At 67.3% G+C, this 21,909-nt stretch carries 23 protein-coding genes; 16 read left to right on the top strand and 7 right to left on the bottom strand.

All coding sequences use genetic code 11. The features are described 5' to 3' along the window. Nucleotides 1-14: 14 nt before the first annotated feature. Nucleotides 15-1,202, bottom strand: a complete 1,188-nt coding sequence (locus ALI144C_RS19925; protein ID WP_083753228.1) for a trypsin-like serine peptidase — start codon at nucleotides 1,200-1,202, stop codon at nucleotides 15-17. Between the two features lie 129 nt (nucleotides 1,203-1,331). Further along, complete coding sequence (locus tag ALI144C_RS19920; protein ID WP_143230741.1) at nucleotides 1,332-2,090, bottom strand: FAD-dependent monooxygenase; 759 nt, start codon at nucleotides 2,088-2,090, stop codon at nucleotides 1,332-1,334. Between ALI144C_RS19920 and ALI144C_RS19915 the strand changes: the two genes are divergently transcribed. From ALI144C_RS19915 to ALI144C_RS19885, 7 genes are all read left to right on the top strand, one after another. Further along, a complete protein-coding gene (locus ALI144C_RS19915; RefSeq protein ID WP_083753208.1) occupies nucleotides 2,089-3,372 on the top strand; it encodes a M14 family zinc carboxypeptidase in 1,284 nt (427 codons plus the stop codon). The two genes, ALI144C_RS19920 and ALI144C_RS19915, sit on opposite strands and share 2 nt — an antisense overlap. A gap of 84 nt (nucleotides 3,373-3,456) precedes the next feature. Next, nucleotides 3,457-4,236 carry an isocitrate lyase/PEP mutase family protein gene (locus ALI144C_RS19910; RefSeq protein ID WP_076988743.1) on the top strand — a complete coding sequence of 260 codons (780 nt, stop codon included), beginning with the start codon at nucleotides 3,457-3,459 and terminating at the stop codon, nucleotides 4,234-4,236. 58 nt (nucleotides 4,237-4,294) lie between these two features. Then, nucleotides 4,295-4,978, top strand: a complete 684-nt coding sequence (locus ALI144C_RS19905) for a hypothetical protein (RefSeq protein WP_202818999.1) — start codon at nucleotides 4,295-4,297, stop codon at nucleotides 4,976-4,978. Then, nucleotides 4,975-5,967: a UDP-3-O-(3-hydroxymyristoyl)glucosamine N-acyltransferase gene (lpxD, locus tag ALI144C_RS19900; protein ID WP_076988610.1), complete on the top strand. Its 993-nt coding sequence runs from the start codon at nucleotides 4,975-4,977 to the stop codon at nucleotides 5,965-5,967. Before ALI144C_RS19905 ends, lpxD begins: the two co-directional genes overlap by 4 nt. Further along, nucleotides 5,964-6,746, top strand: coding sequence for a UDP-3-O-acyl-N-acetylglucosamine deacetylase (locus ALI144C_RS19895; RefSeq protein ID WP_083753206.1), 783 nt, complete (start codon nucleotides 5,964-5,966; stop codon nucleotides 6,744-6,746). The genes lpxD and ALI144C_RS19895 overlap by 4 nt, the downstream gene beginning before the upstream one ends. A 73-nt stretch (nucleotides 6,747-6,819) precedes the next feature. Continuing rightward, the gene (gene kynU, locus ALI144C_RS19890) at nucleotides 6,820-8,055 is read left to right on the top strand and encodes a kynureninase (protein ID WP_076988742.1); all 1,236 of its coding nucleotides are present in this window, start codon (nucleotides 6,820-6,822) and stop codon (nucleotides 8,053-8,055) included. A gap of 500 nt (nucleotides 8,056-8,555) precedes the next feature. Next, nucleotides 8,556-9,335 carry a S1 family peptidase gene (locus ALI144C_RS19885; protein WP_237774227.1) on the top strand — a complete coding sequence of 260 codons (780 nt, stop codon included), beginning with the start codon at nucleotides 8,556-8,558 and terminating at the stop codon, nucleotides 9,333-9,335. A gap of 60 nt (nucleotides 9,336-9,395) precedes the next feature. Here the strand turns inward: ALI144C_RS19885 and ALI144C_RS19880 are convergent, their stop codons facing one another. Continuing rightward, the gene (locus ALI144C_RS19880; RefSeq protein WP_076988740.1) at nucleotides 9,396-10,496 is read right to left on the bottom strand and encodes an NlpC/P60 family protein; all 1,101 of its coding nucleotides are present in this window, start codon (nucleotides 10,494-10,496) and stop codon (nucleotides 9,396-9,398) included. A gap of 186 nt (nucleotides 10,497-10,682) precedes the next feature. On the opposite strand from ALI144C_RS19880, the gene ALI144C_RS19875 reads away from it, so the two are divergent. The 3 genes from ALI144C_RS19875 (at nucleotide 10,683) to ALI144C_RS19865 (ending at nucleotide 14,271) form a co-directional block, all read left to right on the top strand. After that, on the top strand, nucleotides 10,683-12,341 hold the full coding sequence (locus ALI144C_RS19875) for an alpha/beta fold hydrolase (protein ID WP_202818998.1): 1,659 nt from the start codon (nucleotides 10,683-10,685) through the stop codon (nucleotides 12,339-12,341). 71 nt (nucleotides 12,342-12,412) lie between these two features. Continuing rightward, on the top strand, nucleotides 12,413-13,378 hold the full coding sequence (locus ALI144C_RS19870) for a threonine ammonia-lyase (protein WP_076988607.1): 966 nt from the start codon (nucleotides 12,413-12,415) through the stop codon (nucleotides 13,376-13,378). Continuing rightward, the gene (locus tag ALI144C_RS19865) at nucleotides 13,378-14,271 is read left to right on the top strand and encodes a LysR family transcriptional regulator (RefSeq protein ID WP_076988606.1); all 894 of its coding nucleotides are present in this window, start codon (nucleotides 13,378-13,380) and stop codon (nucleotides 14,269-14,271) included. The genes ALI144C_RS19870 and ALI144C_RS19865 overlap by 1 nt, the downstream gene beginning before the upstream one ends. On the opposite strand, the gene ALI144C_RS19860 is transcribed toward ALI144C_RS19865, so the two are convergent. After that, nucleotides 14,231-14,410, bottom strand: a complete 180-nt coding sequence (locus ALI144C_RS19860; RefSeq protein WP_076988605.1) for a hypothetical protein — start codon at nucleotides 14,408-14,410, stop codon at nucleotides 14,231-14,233. The genes ALI144C_RS19865 and ALI144C_RS19860 overlap by 41 nt on opposite strands. Nucleotides 14,411-14,617: 207 nt before the next feature. Here ALI144C_RS19860 and ALI144C_RS19855 point away from each other — a divergent pair, with 207 nt between their 5' ends. The 3 genes from ALI144C_RS19855 to ALI144C_RS19845 are packed head-to-tail and all read left to right on the top strand — an operon-like array spanning nucleotide 14,618 to nucleotide 17,748. Continuing rightward, nucleotides 14,618-15,277, top strand: coding sequence for a DUF2306 domain-containing protein (locus tag ALI144C_RS19855; protein ID WP_076988604.1), 660 nt, complete (start codon nucleotides 14,618-14,620; stop codon nucleotides 15,275-15,277). A 37-nt stretch (nucleotides 15,278-15,314) separates the two neighbouring features. After that, nucleotides 15,315-16,493 (top strand): serine hydrolase domain-containing protein, encoded by a 1,179-nt coding sequence (locus ALI144C_RS19850; RefSeq protein ID WP_076988739.1) that lies wholly within the window; start codon nucleotides 15,315-15,317, stop codon nucleotides 16,491-16,493. A gap of 28 nt (nucleotides 16,494-16,521) precedes the next feature. Then, nucleotides 16,522-17,748 carry a serine hydrolase domain-containing protein gene (locus tag ALI144C_RS19845; protein WP_076988603.1) on the top strand — a complete coding sequence of 409 codons (1,227 nt, stop codon included), beginning with the start codon at nucleotides 16,522-16,524 and terminating at the stop codon, nucleotides 17,746-17,748. A 120-nt stretch (nucleotides 17,749-17,868) separates the two neighbouring features. Here the strand turns inward: ALI144C_RS19845 and ALI144C_RS19840 are convergent, their stop codons facing one another. Further along, nucleotides 17,869-18,288, bottom strand: a complete 420-nt coding sequence (locus ALI144C_RS19840) for a pyridoxamine 5'-phosphate oxidase family protein (RefSeq protein ID WP_076988602.1) — start codon at nucleotides 18,286-18,288, stop codon at nucleotides 17,869-17,871. Between the two features lie 53 nt (nucleotides 18,289-18,341). Continuing rightward, nucleotides 18,342-18,746: a MerR family transcriptional regulator gene (locus ALI144C_RS19835; RefSeq protein WP_202818997.1), complete on the bottom strand. Its 405-nt coding sequence runs from the start codon at nucleotides 18,744-18,746 to the stop codon at nucleotides 18,342-18,344. A 28-nt stretch (nucleotides 18,747-18,774) separates the two neighbouring features. On the opposite strand from ALI144C_RS19835, the gene ALI144C_RS19830 reads away from it, so the two are divergent. From ALI144C_RS19830 to ALI144C_RS59085, 3 genes are all read left to right on the top strand, one after another. Next, a complete protein-coding gene (locus ALI144C_RS19830) occupies nucleotides 18,775-19,470 on the top strand; it encodes a methyltransferase domain-containing protein (RefSeq protein ID WP_076988738.1) in 696 nt (231 codons plus the stop codon). Nucleotides 19,471-20,115: 645 nt separating this feature from the next. Beyond that, nucleotides 20,116-20,382 carry a class I SAM-dependent methyltransferase gene (locus ALI144C_RS59090; RefSeq protein WP_441297565.1) on the top strand — a complete coding sequence of 89 codons (267 nt, stop codon included), beginning with the start codon at nucleotides 20,116-20,118 and terminating at the stop codon, nucleotides 20,380-20,382. Next, a complete protein-coding gene (locus ALI144C_RS59085) occupies nucleotides 20,274-20,720 on the top strand; it encodes a class I SAM-dependent methyltransferase (protein ID WP_441297566.1) in 447 nt (148 codons plus the stop codon). Before ALI144C_RS59090 ends, ALI144C_RS59085 begins: the two co-directional genes overlap by 109 nt. Here the strand turns inward: ALI144C_RS59085 and ALI144C_RS19820 are convergent. After that, nucleotides 20,674-21,468 carry a 2OG-Fe dioxygenase family protein gene (locus tag ALI144C_RS19820; RefSeq protein ID WP_076988737.1) on the bottom strand — a complete coding sequence of 265 codons (795 nt, stop codon included), beginning with the start codon at nucleotides 21,466-21,468 and terminating at the stop codon, nucleotides 20,674-20,676. The two genes, ALI144C_RS59085 and ALI144C_RS19820, sit on opposite strands and share 47 nt — an antisense overlap. Nucleotides 21,469-21,909: the final 441 nt, after the last annotated feature.

Here is a 21,909-nt window from a genome sequence, read left to right as displayed (position 1 = left end):
GGCCGATGGGTCCGTCATCGAGGGGTGTTGTCGATGTCGGTCCTGATCTGGTCGTACACGAGTTTGATCCGGGTTCCCCAGTTCGGGCAGCCGCCGAGGTGGTGCAACGCGATCACCTTGTGCGAGGACGCGGCGAGAACAGGCGAACCCGAGTTGCCGCCGGACGTGTCGCACCGGTAGCCGGTGTTGACGCCCGCGGAGACCGTGTCGATCTTGCACGTGGCGCCGCCCTGGCTGTCCTCGAAGAGGGACAACCGTTTCGGCTTGACGTCCCCGTGGCCGGGAATGTAGATGCGTTCGCCCGCGATGGACTCCCTGGTCTCGAGGTACAGCGTGCCGAACGACTGGACGCGGTCGAAGTTGTTCACGCTGAACAGCGCGTAGTCGAGTTGGTTGAGCCCACTGATCTTGATCAGTTCGAGGCCGCTGACCTTCGTGCCCGTGCGCGGGTTGTTGCCGCCGCAGGTGGCGCACTGGTAGTCGAACTGGAACTCGCTGGCCCGCAGGTCGGACGCGTTCTCCATGCAGTGCTGGTTGGTCAGCATCCTGTTGGTGTTCCCGACACGCCACGCGGTGCAGTGGCCGATGCCGTTGAGCAACTGCCGTGCGACGGCGTTGGCACGGGTGTACTCGGTCGGATGGCTGGTCTGGTAGCAGGCGACGTCCCGACGCGCATCGGTCCCGCACACGCTGAGGGTGCCGGGGTTGTGCGCGGCGGTTTCGGCCGTGTCGTAGCCGCGGAAGTACTGGTTGATCCGGACGCCGAGCCGAGCGGGGTTTCGTGAGCCGGTGGCGTGCAGAGTCACGATCGCGGTGTCACCGTCGACGGACATCGCCGCGAAGCCGGACCCGCCGTGTTTGGTGAAGGCGGAGCCGCGGGCGTCCTCACCGAAGTAGGTGTGCACTTCACGTCGATCGGGGCTGGCCACGGTGACGTAGTCGCCGTGGGCGAGCTTGAACGAACCGAAATGCACCTTGATGTACGTAGACCCGGGCGCCCGGATCTCCGCTCGCCGTGAACCGCCATAGGTCAACGCCATGTCGATGGGAACAGCTGTCCCGGCCCTGGTCACGCCGGAATTGAGCTCGGCGGGTGGCACCGCGGCCACGTCCGCTTCGGCGGACGGCGGATTGGCCGCGGCGATCCCGGCCACCAGCAGACCAGCGGCAGCCAGCAACCCGAGCCCTCGTCGAATGGGCACCACAGACTCCTTCGTGTTGGACGGGACACCGGCATGGAGCACCGGCGGCAGGGGTTCCTGTCCTACACGTGTGAGGTTGTCCAGCGCGTGGGCGTATGGGGCAATCCCAACTCGTCATAACAGGCCGTCTCACTGAGGCGGAAACGACCCGCTGCCGAAGAGAACACGCGCAGCGGCCGCACGCCCCAACGGCGTGCGCAGCAACCAGAAGGCGGCCTCCGCCGTGGCCGGGGTTCGCAACTGGGAGAAGACATCCCTCAACAGCAGCCGAAGACGGAACCGAGCGCGAAAAGCAGAGCCGTCGTAGTGCCGCAACACACCCGCATCGCCGGTGCGTAAGTAGTCGTAGGTGACGCCAGCAGCAAGTTGCGCCATACGCAAGCAAGGATCGAGGCCTCCGGCCGTCAACGGTGACACCGCCCCTGCCGCGTCACCGACGAGCAAGCCGTCGGCGTTCACGATCCGGCGCAACACCCCGCCGACAGGAATCGGTCCACCACGGCGGTGTGCCGGCCCGATCGGCGTTGGCACCCCCGGGAACCGCTCCAGGAATGTCCGCAGCAGGCGGGGGAGTGGCGCGGTCAGGCCCGCGGGCCGACCGGCCAGGCCGACGTGGGCGTTCCGCCCGTCGTCGACGAGCCAAGCGAGATATCCGGGGGCCAGGCGCGGATCGATGACGCAGTGGAACGCGGGAACAGCCGAAGCCGACACCGGGAACACCTCCTCGACACCGATGATCAGCCGCCGGTTGACGTCGAGGCCCAGGCGGCGGGCGACCGTCGAGCGCGCGCCGTCGGCGCCGACGGTGAAGCGGGCCCTGATCTGCTCCACGAAACCATTCCTTCTGCGCTGTCGCGCTGACAGCCGCGCCGGTTGAATGGATCGCATGCATGTCACCAGTCAGCGTCGACCGGCGCTATGGGTGAGCGCGATCATGTTGGGCAGCGCGCTCGCGATTCCGACCGTGGTCGCACCGATCAGCTCGGCCAGCGCCGCCGAGGCGTGTAGCGAGACACCTCGTGAGAACCCGATCTCCGAGTTCACCGACTACCAGGAGACGCTCAACGAGTTGGCGCGCATCGAACGCGTGAGCGCGGGCAAGGTCCAGGTCACCCAGGTCGGCAGGTCCAACCGAGGTCGCCTGGTGCAGAGCGCCCGGGTCGGCACGGGCCGCAAAGTCATCCTGATCACCAGCGAGATCCACGGCAACGAGAAGACCGGCACCGACGCGATCCTCCGCCTGCTCGACCACCTCGGCACGTCCGAGTCCCGCAAGGCCCAGTCGATCCGCCGGGAACTCACCATCGTCGCGATCCCCAAGATGAACCCGGACGCGGCCGAGCTCGACCGCCGTGGCAACGACATGACGTGGCAGGAGGTGCAGGCCCGGTTCCCGCAACTGCGGGGCGCACCGCCCGCGTGGAACTACATCACCGGGCAGCAGCAGGGCGACGACTACCGCACCAAGCCGGGCTTCGACGTCAACCGCGACTACCACCCCGACCTGACCTACCGGCCGCGGCCGCAGGACTTCCCCGGCACGTCGGCGAAGCCCGGCTGGTTCGTCACGCCGGAGTCGCAGACCGTGCGGGACGTCTACCTCGGACTGAAGCAGGAGTTCGGCAAGGTCGACACCTACATCGACCTGCACCACCAAGGCGCGTGCTACAAGGTTCCCGGCACCAGCAGGTTCGTCACGCTGAGCCTGTCCGGCAAGTTCGTCGCCGACCCGAACACACCCGAAGGCGCGGAATGGGCGCAGTTCCGTGACTCCTACAACCTCAAGTACAACAAGCAGCTCAACGTCGCCGCGTACAACGCGTTGCAGGGTGCCGCCAATGAGCGGCCAGCCTTTGGCAACATCACCCTCTACCCGCAGGACATCAACCTCCCCGGCACCGGGCTCGGCACGTTCACGTTGAACGGCTCCGGCGCGGTGCTGTTCGAGGTCCGCGGCCAGACCCAGACCCTGGGGCAACGCCACCGGGAGATGCTGACCAGAGCGGTCGGCATCGGCCTCGACGGAATCCTGACGGCCGTGACCAGCGGGCAGGTGCACAACCTCGATCCCGCCGTGTACGACCGCATCCCGTTGACCGACCGCGGTGGCGCCGGTGCGGACGAGGACTTCCTCGACCGCGCCCCTGTGCCGGTCATCGCCGGGTCATGACGCCCGTGGCGGCCCCACACGGGGTGAGGGCCGCCACGTGGTCCGGGCGCGCGGCAGCCGGGAACCTCTCGTACATTGGCGGACATGATCTCCACTGCTGACAAGGCGACGCGCTTGCAGGAGTTGCACGCCGCGCCGGAACTGCTGCTCGTGGTGAACGTCTGGGACGCCATCACCGCCAAGGTCGTCGCCGAGACACCCGGCACACACGCCTTGGCCACCCCGAGCCACGGCATCGCGGCCTCCCGCGGCTACCCGGACGGCGAGAAGATCCCCCGTGACGAGATGATCGCCGAGGTCGCCCTGATCGTGCGGGTGGCCGGGGACCTGCCGGTGACGGCGGACCTCGAGGCCGGTTACGGCGACCCGGGCGGCACCGTCGCCAGGGCCATCGACGTCGGCGCCGTGGGGTGCAACCTCGAGGACCAGATGAAGCCGCTCGACGAGTCGGTGCGGGCGGTCGAGGCGGCGGTCGCCGCCGCACAGTCCGCCGGTGTCGACTTCGTGCTCAACGCGCGCACGGACGCGTTCATCAGGTCGCCGGGCCGGGACCCCGAAGACGTGCTCACCGAAGCGATTGCGCGTGGTCGCGCCTACCTTGACGCGGGAGCGTCGAACGTCTTCGTACCGGGCAAGCTCGATGTCGGTCAGGTCGAGCGGCTGGTGGAGGCGTTGGGGGAACGCAAGGTCAACCTGATCGGCATTCCGGGCTCGATCCCGCTGGCCGAGGCGCGGCGGCTCGGCGTGTCCCGGGTTTCCTACGGTCCGTGGAGCCAGAACGTCGCGCTCACCGCGTTGGCCAAATTGGCCGAAGATGTGTACGCGGGTGGCGGTTTGCCCGCCGATACCCGCAAACTCAACTGAAAGCTGTGCGAGAATTCGGCGAGTGACCCAGTCACCGAGAATTCATCCAACCGCTGTTGTGTCCGATGAGGCTGATGTCGCCGACGACGTCCAGGTCGGACCGTATGCGGTGATCCACGCCGGGGTTCGGCTGGCGTCCGGTGTGCGGGTCGACGCGCACGCGGTGATCGGCGGCGATCCGCAAGTCCTGTCGTTCTCCCTTGGTGGAACATGTCTGGAGATCGGCCGGAACACCGCGGTCAGGGAAGGTGCGATCATCCACCGTTCGACCACACCGGCCCGGCCGACCCGGATCGGCGCCGACTGCCTCATCATGGGCCAGACCCACATCAGCCACGACTGCTGGGTGGGCGACAGTGTCGTTGTCTGCCAACAGTCCGCGCTCGCCGGGCACGTGACGGTGGCCGATCATGCGGTGATCGGAGGTATGACGGGAGTGCACCAGCACGTCCGGATCGGCAGCAGGGCAATGGTTGGCGCGATGGCCAAGGTGACCCGTGACGTGCTGCCGTTCTGCGCTGTGGACGGCAATCCGGCCACGCATCGCGCGCTCAACGTGATCGGCCTGCGCCGAGCCGGGATCCGCGGTGACGAGTACGCGGCGCTGCGGGCCGCGTTCCACCGATTACGGGCGGGCGAGGAGCCCGACGACAGCACGGAACTGGTCGGCACGCTGAAGAAGTTCGTTGCCGAGCGGTCGTTGCGGGGGATCTCGTCGTTCTACCGGGAGGTGCGTGCATGAGCTGGTCGTTGGCCGAGCTGGCCGGGTTGTTGGGTACCGAGGTCGGCAGCGGCCCGGATTTCCGGGTGACGAGGCCGGTTCCCGTCGATTCGGACGACCGGGAAGGCCTGACTTTCTGCCAGGGCAAGAAGTATCTGCGGCAGTTGACCGCGCACACGGCCGGTGCGGTGATCGTGCCGCCCGGGGTGGCGGTCGACCGGCCGCACCTCGTCGCGGACGAACCCCGTGTGGCGTTTGAGAAGTTCCTGACGATGTACCGGCGACCACTGCCGTCGCGGCCGGGTGTCCACCCGACCGCGGTCGTGGATGCGTCGGCCGAAGTGGACGACACCGCGTCGGTCGGGCCGTACGTCGTGGTCGAGCGAGGTGCGCGGATCGGCGCGGGCGCGCAGGTTTTCCCGTTCTGCTACGTGGGCGAGGGGTGCACCGTCGGTGAGTACACCGTGCTGTATCCCCATGTTGTTCTCTACCAGGACGTGGAGATCGGCGTTCGATGCATCGTGCACGCCCACGTGACGCTGGGTGCCGACGGATTCGGGTTTCGGTGGGACGGCGACGCGCACCAGAAGGTCGACCACGTCGGGGGTGTCGTGATCGGCGACGACGTGGAGATCGGGGCGGGCAGCGCGGTCGATCGGGCCACCGCGGGCGCGACGGAACTCGGCAACGGGGTGAAGCTCGACAACCTGGTCCAGATCGGACACAACACGCGAATCGGCGACCACACGGTGATCTGCGGTCAGTCGGCCGTCGCCGGGAGCGCCGTGCTGGGCAACAGGGTGACGATGGCGGGGCAGACCGGTGTCGCGGACCACGTGACAGTGGCGGACGACGTGTCCTTGGCGGTGCGGACGCTGACGACGAAGGACATCCGGGAACCCGGCGCGTACTACGGTGTCCCCGCGCGCCCGCTGGCCGAGGGGCTGCGGATCGTGGCCCGGCTGCCGCACCTGCACGAACGGATCGAGAAGCTGGAGCGCGGCGAGTGAGGGTGCCCCGCAGGACAGTGGCGAAACCGGTTCGACTGACCGGAAGGGGGCTGCACTCGGGGCGCCCGGTACGAGTGACCGTCCACCCCGGGGACAACGGTATCGCCTTCCGGCACGGCGAAGCGCGGATACCGGCGGCACCGGAGGCGGTCACCGATACCACAAGGCACACCACGCTCGGCGACGTGGCAACGGTCGAGCACATCATGAGCGCGTTCTCCGGCATGGAGATCACCGATGCCGAGGTCGAACTGTCCTACCCGGAACTGCCCGCGCTGGACGGCAGCGCGGCGGACTTCGTCGGGGTACTGGGAGACGTCGACGAACTCCCGCCCCAGGACGTGGTACTGCCGGACAGGGAGCTCTTCGTCGAGGACGGCGACGCTTGGATCCGCGTCCGGCCTGGCACGGGTCATTGGACTTACACGTACGAATGTTTCGGTGTCCCACAAACAGTGCAGTGCGTGATGTCGGATGAGTACATCAGCGGCATATCCCGTGCACGGACCATCGCACACGCACACGAAGTGACGGCTCTGCTCGCGAGCGGTCTGGGACAGGGCCTCGACATCGAGTCCGTCGTGCTGATCGGTCCCGACGGATACGGCAACGAACCCCGGTACCCGGACGAACCGGCCAGGCACAAACTGCTCGACCTGGTCGGGGACCTCTACCTGTCCGGAATACCCGCGCACTGCCTTGACGTGACGGCACATCGAAGCGGGCACACAGCCGGTGTCCGGATGGCCGGTCTGCTCGTGAGTGTTTACGCGGGTTAGAACCCGGCTGAACACTCGAGCTCTCGGCGCATCCGACTGGTACTGCCGGGACGGATCAGCCATGCTGGTCGGCATGATCACGCGTCGGATGGCGGAGGAACTGGACGCGGCCGACCCCCTTGCGCGGCTGCGGGACCGGTTCGTGATCGATGACCCGGGCCTGGTCTACCTGGACGGGAACTCACTCGGACGGCTGCCCGCCGCCACCGCGGATTTCCTCGACGCGGTGGTGCGCGACCAGTGGGGCACGGGGCTTGTCCGGACGTGGCACACGTGGATCGACTGGGCGAGCCGGCTCGGTGATCGGCTCGCTGAGCACGTTCTCGGTGCCCGGCCTGGCGAAGTCGTGCTGTCGGACTCGACGTCGGTCAACCTGTACAAGCTGGCGGCCGCTGTGCTGGCGGGCAGTCCGGAGCGGCGCACGATCGTGCTCGACGCCGAGGATTTCCCGACCGACCGCTACATCGTGCAGGGGCTCGCCGCCGAACGCGGCCTGTCGGTGCGGGCTTTGCCGTCTGATGTGGATGCCGGACTTGATCTCGACGAGCTGTCGGCCGCGCTCGACGACGACGTGGCGCTCGTCGTGCTGTCCCACGCGTCGTATCGTTCGGGAGCGTTGAACGACATGGCCGCGGTGAACGCGTTGGCTCGACGGGCTGGAGCGGTGGTGCTGTGGGATCTTTCGCACAGCGCGGGTGTGTTTCCCGTCCAGTTGCACGCTTCCGGCGCTGATCTGGCCGTCGGGTGCACGTACAAGTACCTCAACGGCGGCCCGGGGGCACCAGCGTTCCTCTACGTCCGCAAGGAACTGCGGTCGACGCTGCGGCAGCCGATCTGGGGGTGGTTCGGGCAACGCGACCAGTTCCGGATGGGCACGGACTACCACCCGGTCGACGGGATCGAGCGGTTCCTCGTCGGCACCCCGCCCGTGCTGTCCCTGGCCGCGGTGGATCCGGCGTTGGCGGTCGTCGAGGAGGCCGGGGTGGCGCGGATCCGGGACAAGGGCAAGCGGCTCGGCGAGTTCGTGATCGACCTCGCTCCGACCGGGATGCGGGTTGCTTCGCCGCTCGACTCCGACCGGCGTGGTGGGCATGTGACGCTGGAACACCCCGACGCGTGGCGGATCTGCCAGGCGCTCGGGCACGTCGGGGTGATCTGCGACTACCGGGAGCCCAACCGGCTGCGTATCGGCCCTTCCCCGTTGTACACCCGTTTTGTCGACGTCTGGGACGCCATGGACCGGTTGCGTGACCTGCTCGCGAGCCGCGCCTACGAACAGTGGGGTGACGCGCCCGGCCGCGTCACCTGATCTGTCCTACCGTGGATTCTCGGTACGCCATTTTACGTAGTCGGCGACGGCGGTGGCCGCGTCGAAGGACGGCTTGAAACCGCGCCGGTTCCCGCAGCCACTGCTCGCGTGTTCCGGACCCCAGGCCGTCCTCCCTGACTCAGCGCCTGACCTCGCCCGCTGCCTGCGACACGGCGTCGTCCCACCAAGGCAGCGTCGATCTTCCTCTCGATCAGATCGTCGCCGATCGCTCGCTTCGAGGTCACACGGAAAAAGTCGACGAACGGCGTCAGGTGTTAGCGGCATGCGGTGACGGAAACGTATCAGGCGGTCGCAGTGCCGTTACGCAAATCCTACTCGGAAAACGCTGTGTACCGGAAATTTTCCACTGCAACGAGGTTGGTACTAACGGGGGGTACCACGACACATTACAGCCCACTACGGTCAGGTGTCGATTGTTACCGCACTACAGATGTCCGACCTGCCGGACACCCCTGCTCTGTAGGAGGTTCGAAGCAACAATGTGGATTCGTCGTCTGACCATGCTCGCGGCAGCCGCCGTCGTCTCGACGGTCGGCCTGGGGCTGGGTGCTCCGGCCCAGGCCGTCCAGCAGGCTGAACCGCAGGCCCAACCGTTCATCATCGGCGGCCGGGTCGTCACCACGCCGTACTCCTTCTTCGCTTCACTGCAACGAAGTGGCCGTCATTTCTGCGGTGCTTCGCTGATCGCGCCGCAGTGGCTCGTCACCGCCAAGCACTGTGTCCAGGGCTCCACCGGTGGTGGGTTCACGGCACGGATCGGTTCGGTCAACACCGGATCCGGTGGCGAGGTCATCACCGCGGCCAGCGCCACCCTCGGCCAGAACGACATCGCCGTCGTGCGGCTGTCGAGGGCGGCCACGTCGAAGCCGATCAGGATTGCGGCGAACCACCCGCCGGTCGGCAGCGTCAACACGCTGATCGGCCACGGCCAGACCTGTGGCAACCCGGGCTGCGGTGGTTCGTCACCGCAGTTGCGCGAAGTGGAGAGCACCAGGGTCGCCGACTCGCGGTGCACGGCCAGTTTCAAGCCGGGCAAGGAGATCTGCTTCCAGGGCGCGCCCGGGACCAGCGCGTGCTACGGCGACTCGGGTGGACCGTCCATCCTCAACGGTGAACTGACCGGTGCCACCAGCCGTTCCGGCAACAACAGCGCCAACTGCCTCAACGGCCCCGGCCTGTACAACAGCGTCCCCGGCTACCGGGCCTGGATCGACCAGGTGACCGGTGGCGCGGTGACCGCGTGGGAAGCGACGCTCTAACCGTTTCCCGGCACGGGCGTCCCTGCGGCGGCACGGGGCGCCCGTGCGTTGTCGTGCGGCTCAGCCGACGATTCGTCGCGCACCGAAGTAATCCCGACCGCCGATGGACATCGGCCCGGACTTGACCGGCACCCCGTACGTCGACGCGTGCACGATGTTGCCGCCACCGACGTACATCGCCACGTGGTGGATCGAGCCCGCGCTGGAGCCGTAGAACAGCAGATCGCCGGGGCGCAGCTGATCCTTGGGCACGGATATGCCCGCGCCGAACTGGGCACGGCTGGTGCGGGGGAGTGAGATTCCCGCCTGGGCGTAGGACCACAGTGTCAGGCCGGAGCAGTCGAAACCGCCGGGTTTGGTGCCGCCCCAGACGTAAGCGTCACCGCGCCTGCTCAGAGCGGCGGCCACCGCTCGTGCCGCGGCGTCGGCGGGTGCGCCCGTGGAGGGCGGCGGCGCAGGCGCCTTGGTCGGCGCGGGCGGCTTGGGCTGAGTGGTGCGTGCGGGCGGCGGGGTTGGGGGAACAGGGTCCGGCGGTCCTGCCAGTTCGGCTTTCTGCGCCGCGGTGAGCTTGTCCAGGTCCGCCTTGACTTTCGCGATCTTCGTGTCGAGGGCCGCTTGTCGCGCGGCGATCTCGTTGGTCAGCTTGACCGCGGCGTCCCGGGCTGTTGTCGCCGTGTGCTGGGCCTGTGACGCCTGGCTTTGCGCCTTCTCCGTCGCGGCGACCGCGTCCGCCATGTCCCGCAGGGTTTGATTGCTCTGCTCGGCCAGCACACCCAACGCGGTGGCTCTGTCCAGGAAGTCACGCTCGGACTTGCCGGTGAGCAACGCCATCATCTTGTCGAAGCGGGCGCCGCGGAACCGGGCACTGCTCAGGTCGTCGACCTGGCCACGGAACCGGGCCTGGCTGTCCTTCGCCGCGGCCTCGGCGCGCTGTGCGGCCGCGAGGTCGGCGGTCGCCTTGTCGAGTTCCGCCTGCTTGGCGACCTTGTCCTCCGTGGCCTGCAGGAAGTCCTGGTGCACCTGCTCGGCTTCGACGTTGAGCTCGCGGTACCGCTCGACCGCGTCGGCCTGGGTCGTGGGCTGTGCTGTCGCAGGCAGGGCGGGCAGCGCCAGGACAAGCGCGGAGGCCGCGAACAACCGTGTGAACCGCCGTAAGTGCATGTTTCCGAGCGCTCCTTGATCGAACACAGGATCACGAACAGGTTACGAACGGTTCTTGGTCAAGTCCACCAGGGGGCATCGCGTGCATATTCTCGCCACTTCGCTTATCCGGCGCTTAACGCTGCGTCACTACTTTCTCGCTCCGTGCGATCTTGTCGAACGCGCACCTGGATGGAGGGTGATTTCGTGAGGATTCGACTAGGGGCAGCGGGGCCGCTGCGCGCCACCGCTGTCGCCGCCGGTGCGACTGTCGCTTTAGGACTGTGCACTTTTCCTGCTGCGGCAGGAGATGCCGACCTGACTTCGGTCGCGAAGCAGGGCGTTTCGTGGGCGCAGTGCGTCGCCGGGCAGCCGCCGCCCGGATGGCCGCAGGAGGAGTGGGACAAGCTTTGGGCGGGCATGGACTGCGCGACGCTGACCGTGCCGATGAACTACCGCAAGCCCGGTGACGGCAAGCTCAACGTCGCGATCAGCCGCCGCAAGGCCAAGGACCCGGCCAAACGGCAGGGCGTGCTGCTGCTCAACCCCGGCGGGCCAGGCGGGAGTGGGCTGTTGATGCCGTCCTTCCTGGAATCCGAGGCGATCGGCACCAGCTACGACCTGATCGGCTTCGACCCGCGGGGTGTCGGCCGCTCGACCCAGCTCATGTGCGAGGTCGCCTATTGGGAGCCGCCGAGGACCAGACCGACGGACGACCAGTTCCCCGCGATCGCCGCGGCCGCACGCGCCAGGGAAGCCGCCTGCCAGCGTGCGGGCGGTGGGCTGCGGCCGTTCGTGAGCACGGCCAACACCGCACGGGACATGGACGTGATCCGGGAGGCGCTGGGTGAGAAGAAAATCAACTACCTCGGCTTCTCCTACGGCACGTACCTGGGCGCGGTGTACGGCAGCTTGTTCCCCAGCAAGCTCAACCGCAGCGTGCTCGACTCGTCGATGCACCCGGAGTGGTTCTACTACGAGGCGTCCAAGCAACAGGCCGTCGCCGTGAACCAGAGCGTCGACGCCTGGGTGAAATGGGTGGCCGCGCGGGACAAGACGTACCACCTCGGCAGTTCGGTCGCGCAGGTGAGCGCCGCACTCGACGCGATCGGCAAACAACTGGCCGCCAAACCGATCCCGTGGCCGGACACCCCCGATTTCCCGCAGATCGACCGCAACGTGTTCGACCAGGTGGTGGGATTCTGGGCCACTCCTCGGCCCAACTGGGCGCTGCTGGCCGAACTCGTCGGCAAGATCAAGGAATCCGTCGGCGGGACCCTGCCGCCGGACACCGGCAAGGGGCTCCACGCGCTCAACAAGGCCCTGAACCCCGAGACGTTCAACGAGATCTTCCCCACGGTGACCTGTGAAGCCGACTGGCCCGCGGACCTGAACGTCTACTACGAGCAGATGCGGCTGTTCCGCGAGCGCTACCCGTACGGCCGGGGCGCGAACGCGGCCGAACCGACCGAATGCACCTTCCGGTCGTTCACCCCGCCGGAGCGGCTCGTCGACCTCAAGCGCAAGGGATACCCGACCGGTCTCGTGATCCAGGCCGAGTTCGACCCGGCCACCCAGTACGACGGCGGCCCGGCGATGGCGTCGAAGCTCAACGACAACCTCGTCTCGATCGCCGACGAGGGCTCGCACGGCCAGTACGGCAACAACCCCTGCGCCACGGAGAAGATCAACGACTACCTGATCAACGGCGTCCTGCCCGGTTCGCGGACCACGTGTGCCGGTGCGCCGAGGCCGGACGTCCCGGCCGACGGTGACGCGGGCCGCCCGGCGCCGCGATCCGACCGCTCGTTCGAGGAACGAGCCAACGAGATGGTCAAGACCCTGAAGCTCGACCGCAAGTTCTGACACCACAGAGGACATGCGCTCCGACGGTCGATCGGGGCGCATGTCCCTGCACGGCACTACACTGCTGACTCGTGCAGGAGACGCGCCTTGACACCGCTCGGATCCGGGCGGCCCGCCAGGTGATCGACCCGGTCTTTCTCGACACGCCGCTGTACCGCTGCGAGGCGCTGGAGCCGTACCTCGGGTGCGCGGTGAGCGTCAAACTCGAAACGGCGAACCCGGTCCGCAGCTTCAAGGGCCGAGGCACCGAGTTGGTCGCGAGCGAACTCGCCGAGCGCGGCCCGCGCGCCGTGGTGTGCGCCAGTGCGGGAAACCTTGGCCAAGCCCTCGCTTGGTCCGGTCGCGGCCGGGGGCTCGACGTCACCGTCGTGGCATCACGGCACGCGACAGTGGCGAAGCTCGACCGGATCCGTGCGCTGGAAGCCAAGCTGGAACTGGTGGACGGCGACCACGAACTGGCACGCGAACGGGCGGCGGACATCGCCCGCGCCGACGGCATCAGGCTGGTGGAGGACAGCCTGGACATCGAAACCTGCGAAGGCGCGGCCACCATCGGCCTGGAACTCGCCGACGCGGCACCGTACGTCGACACCGTGCTGATCGCCCTCGGCGGCGGCGCGATGGCCACCGGTGTGGGGCACGTGATGAAGGCACTGGCGCCCGGTGTCGAGGTGATCTGCGTCCAGCCGCTGGGCGCTCCGGCGATGACCCGCTCCTGGCACGAACGACGCGTGGTCACCACCGACTCGATCGCCACCATCGCCGACGGCGTGGCGGGCCGGTGTCCCATTCCCGAGGTCCTGGCGGACCTGCTGCTGGTCGCGGACGACGCCGTCCTGGTCGAGGAGTCGTCGATCGTGACCGGGATGCGGATGCTGCTTGAACACGCCGGTCTCGTCGTCGAGCCGTCGGCGGCGCTGGGCATCGCGGCGGTACTCGAGAACCGCGACCGTTTCGCCGGGCGGCACGTGGCTACGATCGTGTGCGGCAGCAACGTCGACATGGCCGCGTATCACCGCTGGGTCGGCCTTCGCTGATGGAACTGAGGCAGCTGGAGCACTTCCTCGCGGTCGCAGGTGAGGGCAGCTTCACCGTGGCGGCACAGCGGGCCCACATCGTGCAGTCGGCGTTGAGCTCCTCGATCCGCAAGCTCGAGCACGAACTGGGCGCGCAGCTGTTCGAACGGACCACCCGTCGCGTCATCCTGACCGAGGCCGGTCGCGCGCTGCTGCCGGTCGCGCGTCGGCTCGTGGCCGACATCGACGTGGCACGGGGCGCGGTGTCCGACGTCATCGGCCTGTCGCGGGGTGCGGTGTCCGTCGGCACGATCCAGACGTTGACGGTCGTGGACCTGCCCCGCGAGCTCGGCGTGTTCCGGTCGCGGTACCCGGGCATCCGGATCCACGTCCGGGACGGCCGCGTCGCCGACCTCAGCGCGGCCGTCACCAGCGGCGAACTCGACCTGGCCTACCTGGCCGCGGACGGGCCGCTGCCGGGTGGCCTGACCTGTTTCGCGCAGTGGAGCCAACTCCTGGTCCTGGTCACCTACCCGGGACACCGGCTGGAAAAGCGGCGCAGCGTGCCGTTCGCGGAGATCGACGACGAACCGTTCGTCGACTACACCGGCAGCGTCATGCAGACGATGGTCCGCCGCCGGTTCGCCGACGCCGGTCTGCGGCACAACCCGGTGTGCGCGGCCACCCACGTGCCGCTGCTGGTCGACCTGGTGGCGGCCGGTCTCGGCGTCACCATCGTGCCCCGGTCGGTGGCCGAGCGCGCCGGGATGCCGTTCGCCGAGATCGACGACGCCGACTTCAACCGGGTGATCTACCTGGCCGGGCGCCAGCCGGAACCGGTCAACCCGGCGGCGCGGGCGTTGCTGCGGCACCTCATCGAACGGGGCCCTGACGGCGTGGCTCAGCCGGGTTGACCGGCGCGAAAAGCAGCCCGAAACCGGCGAGGGCGAGCGCCATGGCCGCCAGCGGCTGCTCCAGGATCCCGCAGAGGAACGCGAGTACGAACACGCGTACCGCGACCTTCCGGAGTACCCGAGTGGCGTCAGAGCTCATGCGCTGAGTATCCGCCCGGCGTGCCCTGTTTTGTCCAACACTTCCTGGAGCTACGACTCAGCGCCGTGATCGATAAATGGCGATCGGTGAATGGGTGCACCGCCCGTGTGTACGCAGCTTTGCGTAGGACACTGCCGCTTGGCGACGTATGACCGTGGGGCAGCAGGGAAGGGAGCATGGCGCTGAGCGAGTGGGAGGGCTTGGGTCATGCGGAAGAAGCGAGCTTGGTTGCTGTTCGTCGTCGCGCTGATCTTCAGCGGGGTGCTCGCGCAGCCATACCTCAGCCTCGACATCGGCGACAGCCGCCTCGACGTGCGTGACAGCCTCCAGTACTCGGTCCTGGTCGGGCACATCTTCACGGCCGCGGTGGCGCTTGTTCTCGGTCCGCTGCAGTTCATTCCGAAGGTACGGGCACGCAGGCGAGTCCACCGAACGATCGGCCGGATCTACCTCCTGGCCGGGGTCGTGCCGTCGGCGGTGGCCACGATCCCCGTGGCCATCTGGTCCGGTCGGCCCGTTACGCAGGTCGGCCTCACCGTCGCCGCCGTCCTGTGGCTGATCACCGGGTTTCAGGCCTACCGGGCGGCTCGTCGGCGTGATTTCGTGCACCACCGGGAGTGGATGATGCGCAATTACGCGCTGACGTTCCTCGCTGTCACGTCACGCATCCTCGTTCCGCTGCTCCTGCTGGCCCAGGTGCCGTTCGGGGGTGCGGACCTCGGGTCGATCGGGGAGGAGGCGACGTCGATGATCCCGATCGGCCAGACTCTGGGGTGGATCGTCAACCTGTTCGTGGTCGAGATCATCATCCGGCGTGCACGCCGGAATGCCATGGCATCGGTGTCAGGGGCCGTGTCAGGGCGGTGACTGATCGGCGTCAGCGCGGCTCGTGATCGTGGTCGACATGAACAGGGGCACCGAGAACAACAAGATCCGGTTCGTCCGGCGAGCCGGGGTCGTGGCGCTTGCGGTCACACTGCTGGCGGGAGCGGCCACGTCGGCGCCCGCTGCGCAGGACCGTCCGGAGCTGCGGGAGGCCATGCGGGCGTTCGTGGACTCCGGCGCCGTCGGGGTGCAGGTGCGTGTCCACGACCAGCGAGGGGAGTGGGTCGGCAGCGCCGGGGCACGCGAACTGGGCAAGGCCGCGAAACCACCGACGAACGGTCGGTTCCGCGTCGGCAGCAACACCAAGACCTTCGTCGCGACTGTCGTGCTGCAACTGGTGGCCGAGGGCAAGGTCGGGCTGGACGCCCCGGCGGCCGACTACCTGCCGGGGTTCGGGTTGGACCGGCGGATCACCGTGCGGATGTTGTTGCAGCACACCAGCGGGGTCTTCAACTTCACCGGCGAGTACTACGACGACGGCACGGTCGTGCCAGGGATCACGTGGTCAGGCAAGGAATGGGTGGACAGCCGGTTCCGCACGTACCGGCCGGAGGAACTGGTGCGGTTCGCGTTGTCCAAGCCCGCGCGGTTCGAGCCGGGAACGGACTGGAACTACTCCAACACCAACTACGTCCTGGCCAGGCTCCTGATCGAGAAGGTCACCGGCCACGCGTTCCCCGACGAGCTGCGGCGGCGGATCCTGCGACCACTCGGACTGCGCGACACCCTGGCACCGGAGACGTTCCCGGAGATCCCCGGCCCGCACGCGCACAGCTACTACCAGTACTCGGAGAACGGTCGGTCGAAGACGGTCGACATCACGCGGAACAACCCGTCCTGGATCTCCAGTGCCGGTGACATGATCTCGACCACCGCGGATCTCCACACGTTCTTCGCCGCGTTGGTCGGCGGAAAGCTCCTCCCGCCCGCACTGATGGCCGAGATGCGCAAGCCACACCCGAAACCGGCCGCACTGGGCTACGGCCTCGGCATGTTCGTGCAGGACGCGGGTTGCGGCGTCACGGTGCTCACCCACAACGGCGGCGTCCAGGGCGCCGCGTCGCTGATGTACAGCACGCCGGACGGCAGCAGGACCCTGGAGGCATCGGCGACCTATGTGGACGATGCCGCGATGTCCAAGGCGGCCGGACTGCGGCAGGCGAGCAAGGCGCTCGTCACCAAGGTGTTCTGCGGCTGAAACCCCCGGATCGGAAAGGAACGAGAGCATGATGGACACCACGAGCCACGTCGAGGACGGCTGGGGCAAGGTCGCCGACGCGTTCCGTGCGAACTTCGACGGAAACCCCGGTGAGGTCGGCGCGGCGTGCAGCGTGTACGCGGACGGTCGTCTCGTCGCCGACCTGCGCGGCGGCCAGGCCGACCGCGAGGCGAACCAGCCATGGACCTCGGACACCATCGTCCAGGTCGCGTCGACGACGAAAGGCGCCACCGCGATCTGCGCCCACCTCCTGGCCCAACGAGGAGAGTTGGACCTGGACGCCCCCGTGGCCCGGTACTGGCCGGAGTTCGCCGCGGCGGGCAAGGCGGACATCCCGGTCCGCTGGCTGCTGTCGCACCAGGCGGGTCTGCCGATTGTGGACGGACCGCTGACGTTCGAAGAGGCATGCGCCTGGCACCCGGTGATCCGCGCGCTGGAAGCCCAGAAACCATTGTGGGAGCCGGGCACTGAGCACGTGTATCACAGCATGACCTATGGATTCCTGGTCGGCGAGGTCGTCCGGCGGATCACCGGGAAGTCCCTCGGCACCTTCTTCGCCGACGAGGTGGCCCAGCCGTTGGGGCTGCGCGCCTGGATCGGCCTGCCCGCCGAGCAGGAACAGCATGTGGCCCGGATCGAGTACGCGGCCCCGTTCACCCTGGACGAGCTCATCGCGGGGATAACCGCGACTGCGGGACTGGACCCGGAGACAGTCAAGGCATGGATCAACGCCGTGTGGGGCGCGGACTCGGTCCAGGCCCGCGCAGGGGAACTCGGCGGGGCGCTGGACCACACGACCGAGTACCACACCACCCGGGCCTGGCGTGCGGCGGAGTTCCCAGCCGCGAACATGCTCGCGGACGCTCACTCGGTGGCCCGGATGTATGCAGCGACGGTGAGTGACGTCGACGGAGTGCGGCTGCTCGACCCGGCGACTGTCTCCCGTGCGACGGAAATCCAGACGGACAGGACACGGATGCACGGGTTGCCGCCGGGCTTGGACATCCCGGCTGACCGGTCCTTCAACATGTCGCTCGGTTTCTGGCGGGCGTGTCCGCCGATGCCGATGCTGGGGCCGGGTTCCTTCGGTCACCCGGGATCCGGCGGGTCGATCGGGTTCGCGGACCCGGATGCCGGTGTCGGGTTCGCGTACGTGACGAACCACTGGTCGTTCCGGCCGGACGACCCCCGGGCGGCAAGCCTGGCCAAGGCAGTCCAGTCCTGCGTCGGCTGACGGCAGCCCTTCCCACGGTTCCGCTCCGCTGGCCTGTGCAACCAATGTGGCCTTCGTTGCCAAAAACGCAACGAAGGCCACATTCGTTGCGGGGGAGCCGCGGGGGTAGCCGCGGGGTGCTTAGGCGTAGCGACGCACAGTCTCCGGGTGGATGACGAGACGAAGCAGCTCGGCGGCCTGCATCTGGGCGATCTGGTCGGCGAGAGTCGGGTTGTCGAGATCCCAGTACCGGGCGCCCAAGCGCGCACAGAGCTCCTGTGCTCCATCGGGCTCCACCGTGACGCGCCCGGCGACCGAAACCCAGTGCTCCGGTTCGCCCACCGGGGCGGCGACGACGATCGAGGCGCGCGGATCGCGGTTCAGCCGCCGCACTTTGAGCGAACCCGCCTCCGTGAACAGCTGCACCTTTCCTTCGGCAGTGGCCTCGAACCACACCGGCCGGGGCTGGGGCGGGGTCGGCCCCGCGGCCACGGTCAGGAACCCGTGCAGGGGGCGTGCGAGGAATTCGAGGTCCTCGGCGGTCAGCGCGTCGGTACTCATGATCCTCATTGAACACGACCCGGTCGGACCCGGCACATGGGCGGGAATCCGGATCACATGCGCGTTCGTCCGAGCAGTTCCGTGAGGGTGGCCTGGTAGTTCGGGCAGGTCACGATGTCCTCGTGCGTGCAGTTCAGCCCGGCTTCCAGGAGGTCCAACGCCGCTCGCAGCGCCGTCATCCTGGCGTGCAGCTCGCGGTGGTTGCGGCGGAGCACGTCCTTGCGGGCGGCCGGGTCGCCTGCCGCGAGGAACGCACGGATGTCCGGTAGTGACAGCCCGGCCTGTTTCGCGCGCACGATCGACGCTACCCGGACCACGTCTTCGTGGGTGTAGCGGCGGTGGCTGCCCTCGACGCGGGCGGGGGAGAGCAGGCCGACCGACTCCCAGTGCCGCAGCACGTGCGTCGGCAGGCCGAAGTGGTCGGCGACCTGGCCGATCGTCATCGGGCTTGACTTCATGTCGACATTAAGTCCGAGCATGGCGGGCATGTCCAGTTTGTTGGCTGCCCTCGATGCCGGTGACGCGCGACCCGACTCCATCGCACTGCGCGCACGTTCCTACGAGTTGCTCGGCGACCTCACCGGTCGAACCGTGGTCGACGTCGGCTGCGGCGGTGGCCGCGCCGTCGCCGAACTGGCCGGTCGCGGAGCCACCGCGATCGGCATCGACCGTGATGCCGAGATGATCGCCGTGGCGCGGGAACGGTGGCCGGGCAACGAGTTTCAGGTCGGCGACGCCCACGACCTTCGACTCGAAACCGGATCGGTCACAGGCTACCGCGCGGACAAGGTGCTGCACACGCTCGACGACCCGGCTCGGGCCGTGGCCGAGGCCCGACGGGTGCTGGCGCCGGGTGGGCGGATCGTGCTGCTGGGGCCCGACTGGGACACGATCGTCGTCGACTCCGACGACCCGGAGACGACCCGCAGGCTGATCCACGCCAAAGCGGACACGTTCCCGTCACCTCGCGTCGCGCGGAAATACCGCAATCTGCTGCTCGACGCCGGATTCACCGACCCGATCGTCGAAGTGCACACCGGCGTGTTCACCGACGAGACCGCGCTCGCCCTGCTGGGCCGGATAACCCAGCACGAAAGCTGGTTGGCCGAGCAGGCCGAACGCGGCCGGGCGAACCGGGTCTTCGTCGCGGTCCCGATGTTCCTCGTCGCCGCGCGGTGCTGACCAGGTCGTGCTGTGGGTGGCTGAACCGGTGAAAGTGCGCAGGCTGTCTGAGCAGGAAGGCAGCAGCCGCAATGAGCATGGTCCTTGCCCGAACACGGGCCGCGGTGCCTGACCGTCGACATCAATCCACATTGGAATCTGGTATTCGTATGAGAGTGACCACAATGGCCGGAAACAGCGCGAGGAGTCGTCAGAGGTGAGGCGCCGCGGTCATCACGGGTTGGCGAAACCTGCCACACGATGCACGCTCACCAACGCACGTCGGCAGAAACGCTCGCGACAGTGCGCGTGCATGCGTGAGGTGGCTCGCTCTTGTGGCGACGTCTGTCCTGCTGGTGAAGGGTTTTCTACAGCTGGTACCACCAACTTGCCCCCTGGCGACAGGTGACTGAGGTTCACCCCGGGCAGTGGACACCGAGTTGGCCGGCGGTGTTTCTGCTGGAACAATGTCTGTCATACGCGGAAGTCAGCTTCAGCATTTCGTGGATCCACCGTGCGCACCACCACCAGGACCAGAACCGTCGGCGGTGCGACTCGCCTGGAACCCTTCGTGATCGCGCCCGACGGAGCAGCCCGCGAACGGGACAGCAGAGCCGATTCGACATACCGCATGCGGACGTGGCCCGATGAAAACGATGAAGCTGGATGAATCTTCGACCGAACGGATGGGACGTGACGACCGATGTGGGGGCCACTGCCATGGTTGCGACAGCGGGCCGCGCTGTCGAGACGCACCGGGACGACGCGCTGATCAGCGACCCGTATGCCGAGCGCCTGGTAGCGCGGCGGATCCGGGTGGCAGCCTGCCGACCCGACCAGGCGCGGACGGGTCGGAAGGCAGCTGGCGTCCCTTGTCCGACCTCCTCGGAATTCGCGGCAAGTTCATCGACGATGCTCTGCGCCAGGCGGTGAACGACGGCGTGCGGCAGGTCGGGGTCCTGGCGGCCGGGCTCGATTCCCGTGCCCATCGGCTTCCGTGGCCGACGGGTACGACCGTTTTCGAGATCGATCAACCGGCGGTGCTCGAATTCAAGCGACAGGTTCTCGCCCCCGCACCGTCGCAGTGCGTGCATCGGCTGATTCCTGCCGAGTCGCGTGATCGATGGGAATCTCCACTGCGTGAGGCGGGGTTCGACCCTGGCCGCATCGCTTGTTCGGCACGAGGAAAACGTCCACCGGAGCCTTGTGTGCAGGCCCTGTCGACTACCGCAGCAGGTCGACCGACATCGGAAGGGCCTCATGCAGGTTAAGCGAGTCATACGGATAGGAGATGTGGCCCTCTTGCACAGGCTTCCTGGTGAAAAAGATCAGCATGTCCCTGGTGGCGGTCTTCTCTTCCCCCACAGCCAGAACCGGCGACAGGCTGTGCTTCCGCTCGTGGTCGACGATCAGCAACGTGTCGAGGAAGTCCTGGTGCTGCCAACTGCCGAGGATCAACGCCGGATCCGTCTCATCCCACCGGATGGCGTTCGTCTCTCTCATGTCGTGGACTTGGGTTACGGCACTGTCAGCCGTCATGTTCCGGCTGCCGAGAAATGTCGTCATCGTGTGATCGACACCGTCGCTGTGAACTCCCTCCAGCGCGGGCTCTCCCGTCAAGTCGGGCGTGGTGATCGTCCTGAGATTGAACAAGGTGCACACCCATTTGTTGGACGTGTAATCCAGGTCAGGCCGGTGCTTGATCGGCACGTCCTTGATGACCAACGACTTGAATTTCAGAAGCGCCTGGAGGGTCGAGTTCAGTTGCAAGTCGTTTCCGATTTCGTCGAATCTGCGCACCATATTGGAGTCATGCCTGACAAAGTCTTCCTCGGCCGAAAGCACGAAGGGCTGAAACTCGAGGCGGTATGCTTGTGCCGTGTCGAAGTCGATGCAGAACCTGCCATTCCGGGATTCCCTGAACGGTAGCGTGGGGTCCTTCGAGAGGTTGTCACTGACCAGTTTGATCTTCTGTAGGTCTTCTTCCGTCGCACCCAGTGCGGCCAGCAGGCGGGTCATTTGGTCACCGGGAACGAAAACCGCCCGATCTCTAACATACCTGGACCGAATGCTCAGGATTTCCGACATTACGTTGTTGAACGTAAAAACATTCACGTAATCTTTCCCCCGCTTCAGTGGGATGAACCAACATCAGCCATGCCGACGATAGCGCCTTGCTCGATGTTTAGCAATGAGAGCAAAACGGTATATTCTCGGTAGGATTGGGTCGATGGTTACGCAACCGGCAGGGGGCTTCGGTGACTGCGACAGCGGCGCCTACCTCCACCAATACGCTTGGACAAAGATCGTCCGGCCCGCACCGGCCACCGGCAGGTACTCGCCCGACGACCCTGCCCTGGCCAAATACTGGACAAATCGGCGATGCACTTCCACGTAACTGGCCGAGTCCTGGGAACGTCACTGCGACCCCAACAAGGACTCTGCTAAAATGGCGTGCCA

It is taken from the genome of Actinosynnema sp. ALI-1.44, from assembly GCF_001984155.1.
In the GTDB taxonomy this organism is placed as follows: domain Bacteria; phylum Actinomycetota; class Actinomycetes; order Mycobacteriales; family Pseudonocardiaceae; genus Kibdelosporangium.
Note: the sequence above shows the minus strand (reverse complement) of the source record. Positions and strands in the feature narration are given on the sequence as shown.

Bases quoted from the DNA above. Each gene is read 5' to 3' on its own strand.
- ALI144C_RS19830 (WP_076988738.1), top strand. From the start codon at position 18,775: ATGTCCAGTTTGTTGGCTGCCCTCGATGCCGGTGACGCGCGACCCGAC.
- ALI144C_RS19920 (WP_143230741.1), bottom strand. From the start codon at position 2,090: ATGCGATCCATTCAACCGGCGCGGCTGTCAGCGCGACAGCGCAGAAGG.
- lpxD (WP_076988610.1), top strand. From the start codon at position 4,975: ATGAGCTGGTCGTTGGCCGAGCTGGCCGGGTTGTTGGGTACCGAGGTC.
- ALI144C_RS19845 (WP_076988603.1), top strand. From the start codon at position 16,522: ATGATGGACACCACGAGCCACGTCGAGGACGGCTGGGGCAAGGTCGCC.
- ALI144C_RS19865 (WP_076988606.1), top strand. From the start codon at position 13,378: ATGGAACTGAGGCAGCTGGAGCACTTCCTCGCGGTCGCAGGTGAGGGC.
- ALI144C_RS19855 (WP_076988604.1), top strand. From the start codon at position 14,618: ATGCGGAAGAAGCGAGCTTGGTTGCTGTTCGTCGTCGCGCTGATCTTC.
- ALI144C_RS19910 (WP_076988743.1), top strand. From the start codon at position 3,457: ATGATCTCCACTGCTGACAAGGCGACGCGCTTGCAGGAGTTGCACGCC.
- kynU (WP_076988742.1), top strand. From the start codon at position 6,820: ATGATCACGCGTCGGATGGCGGAGGAACTGGACGCGGCCGACCCCCTT.
- ALI144C_RS19860 (WP_076988605.1), bottom strand. From the start codon at position 14,410: ATGAGCTCTGACGCCACTCGGGTACTCCGGAAGGTCGCGGTACGCGTG.
- ALI144C_RS19885 (WP_237774227.1), top strand. From the start codon at position 8,556: ATGTGGATTCGTCGTCTGACCATGCTCGCGGCAGCCGCCGTCGTCTCG.
- ALI144C_RS19840 (WP_076988602.1), bottom strand. From the start codon at position 18,288: ATGAGTACCGACGCGCTGACCGCCGAGGACCTCGAATTCCTCGCACGC.
- ALI144C_RS19915 (WP_083753208.1), top strand. From the start codon at position 2,089: ATGCATGTCACCAGTCAGCGTCGACCGGCGCTATGGGTGAGCGCGATC.
- ALI144C_RS59090 (WP_441297565.1), top strand. From the start codon at position 20,116: ATGAATCTTCGACCGAACGGATGGGACGTGACGACCGATGTGGGGGCC.
- ALI144C_RS19850 (WP_076988739.1), top strand. From the start codon at position 15,315: ATGAACAGGGGCACCGAGAACAACAAGATCCGGTTCGTCCGGCGAGCC.
- ALI144C_RS19835 (WP_202818997.1), bottom strand. From the start codon at position 18,746: ATGAAGTCAAGCCCGATGACGATCGGCCAGGTCGCCGACCACTTCGGC.
- ALI144C_RS19880 (WP_076988740.1), bottom strand. From the start codon at position 10,496: ATGCACTTACGGCGGTTCACACGGTTGTTCGCGGCCTCCGCGCTTGTC.
- ALI144C_RS19820 (WP_076988737.1), bottom strand. From the start codon at position 21,468: ATGACCCGCCTGCTGGCCGCACTGGGTGCGACGGAAGAAGACCTACAG.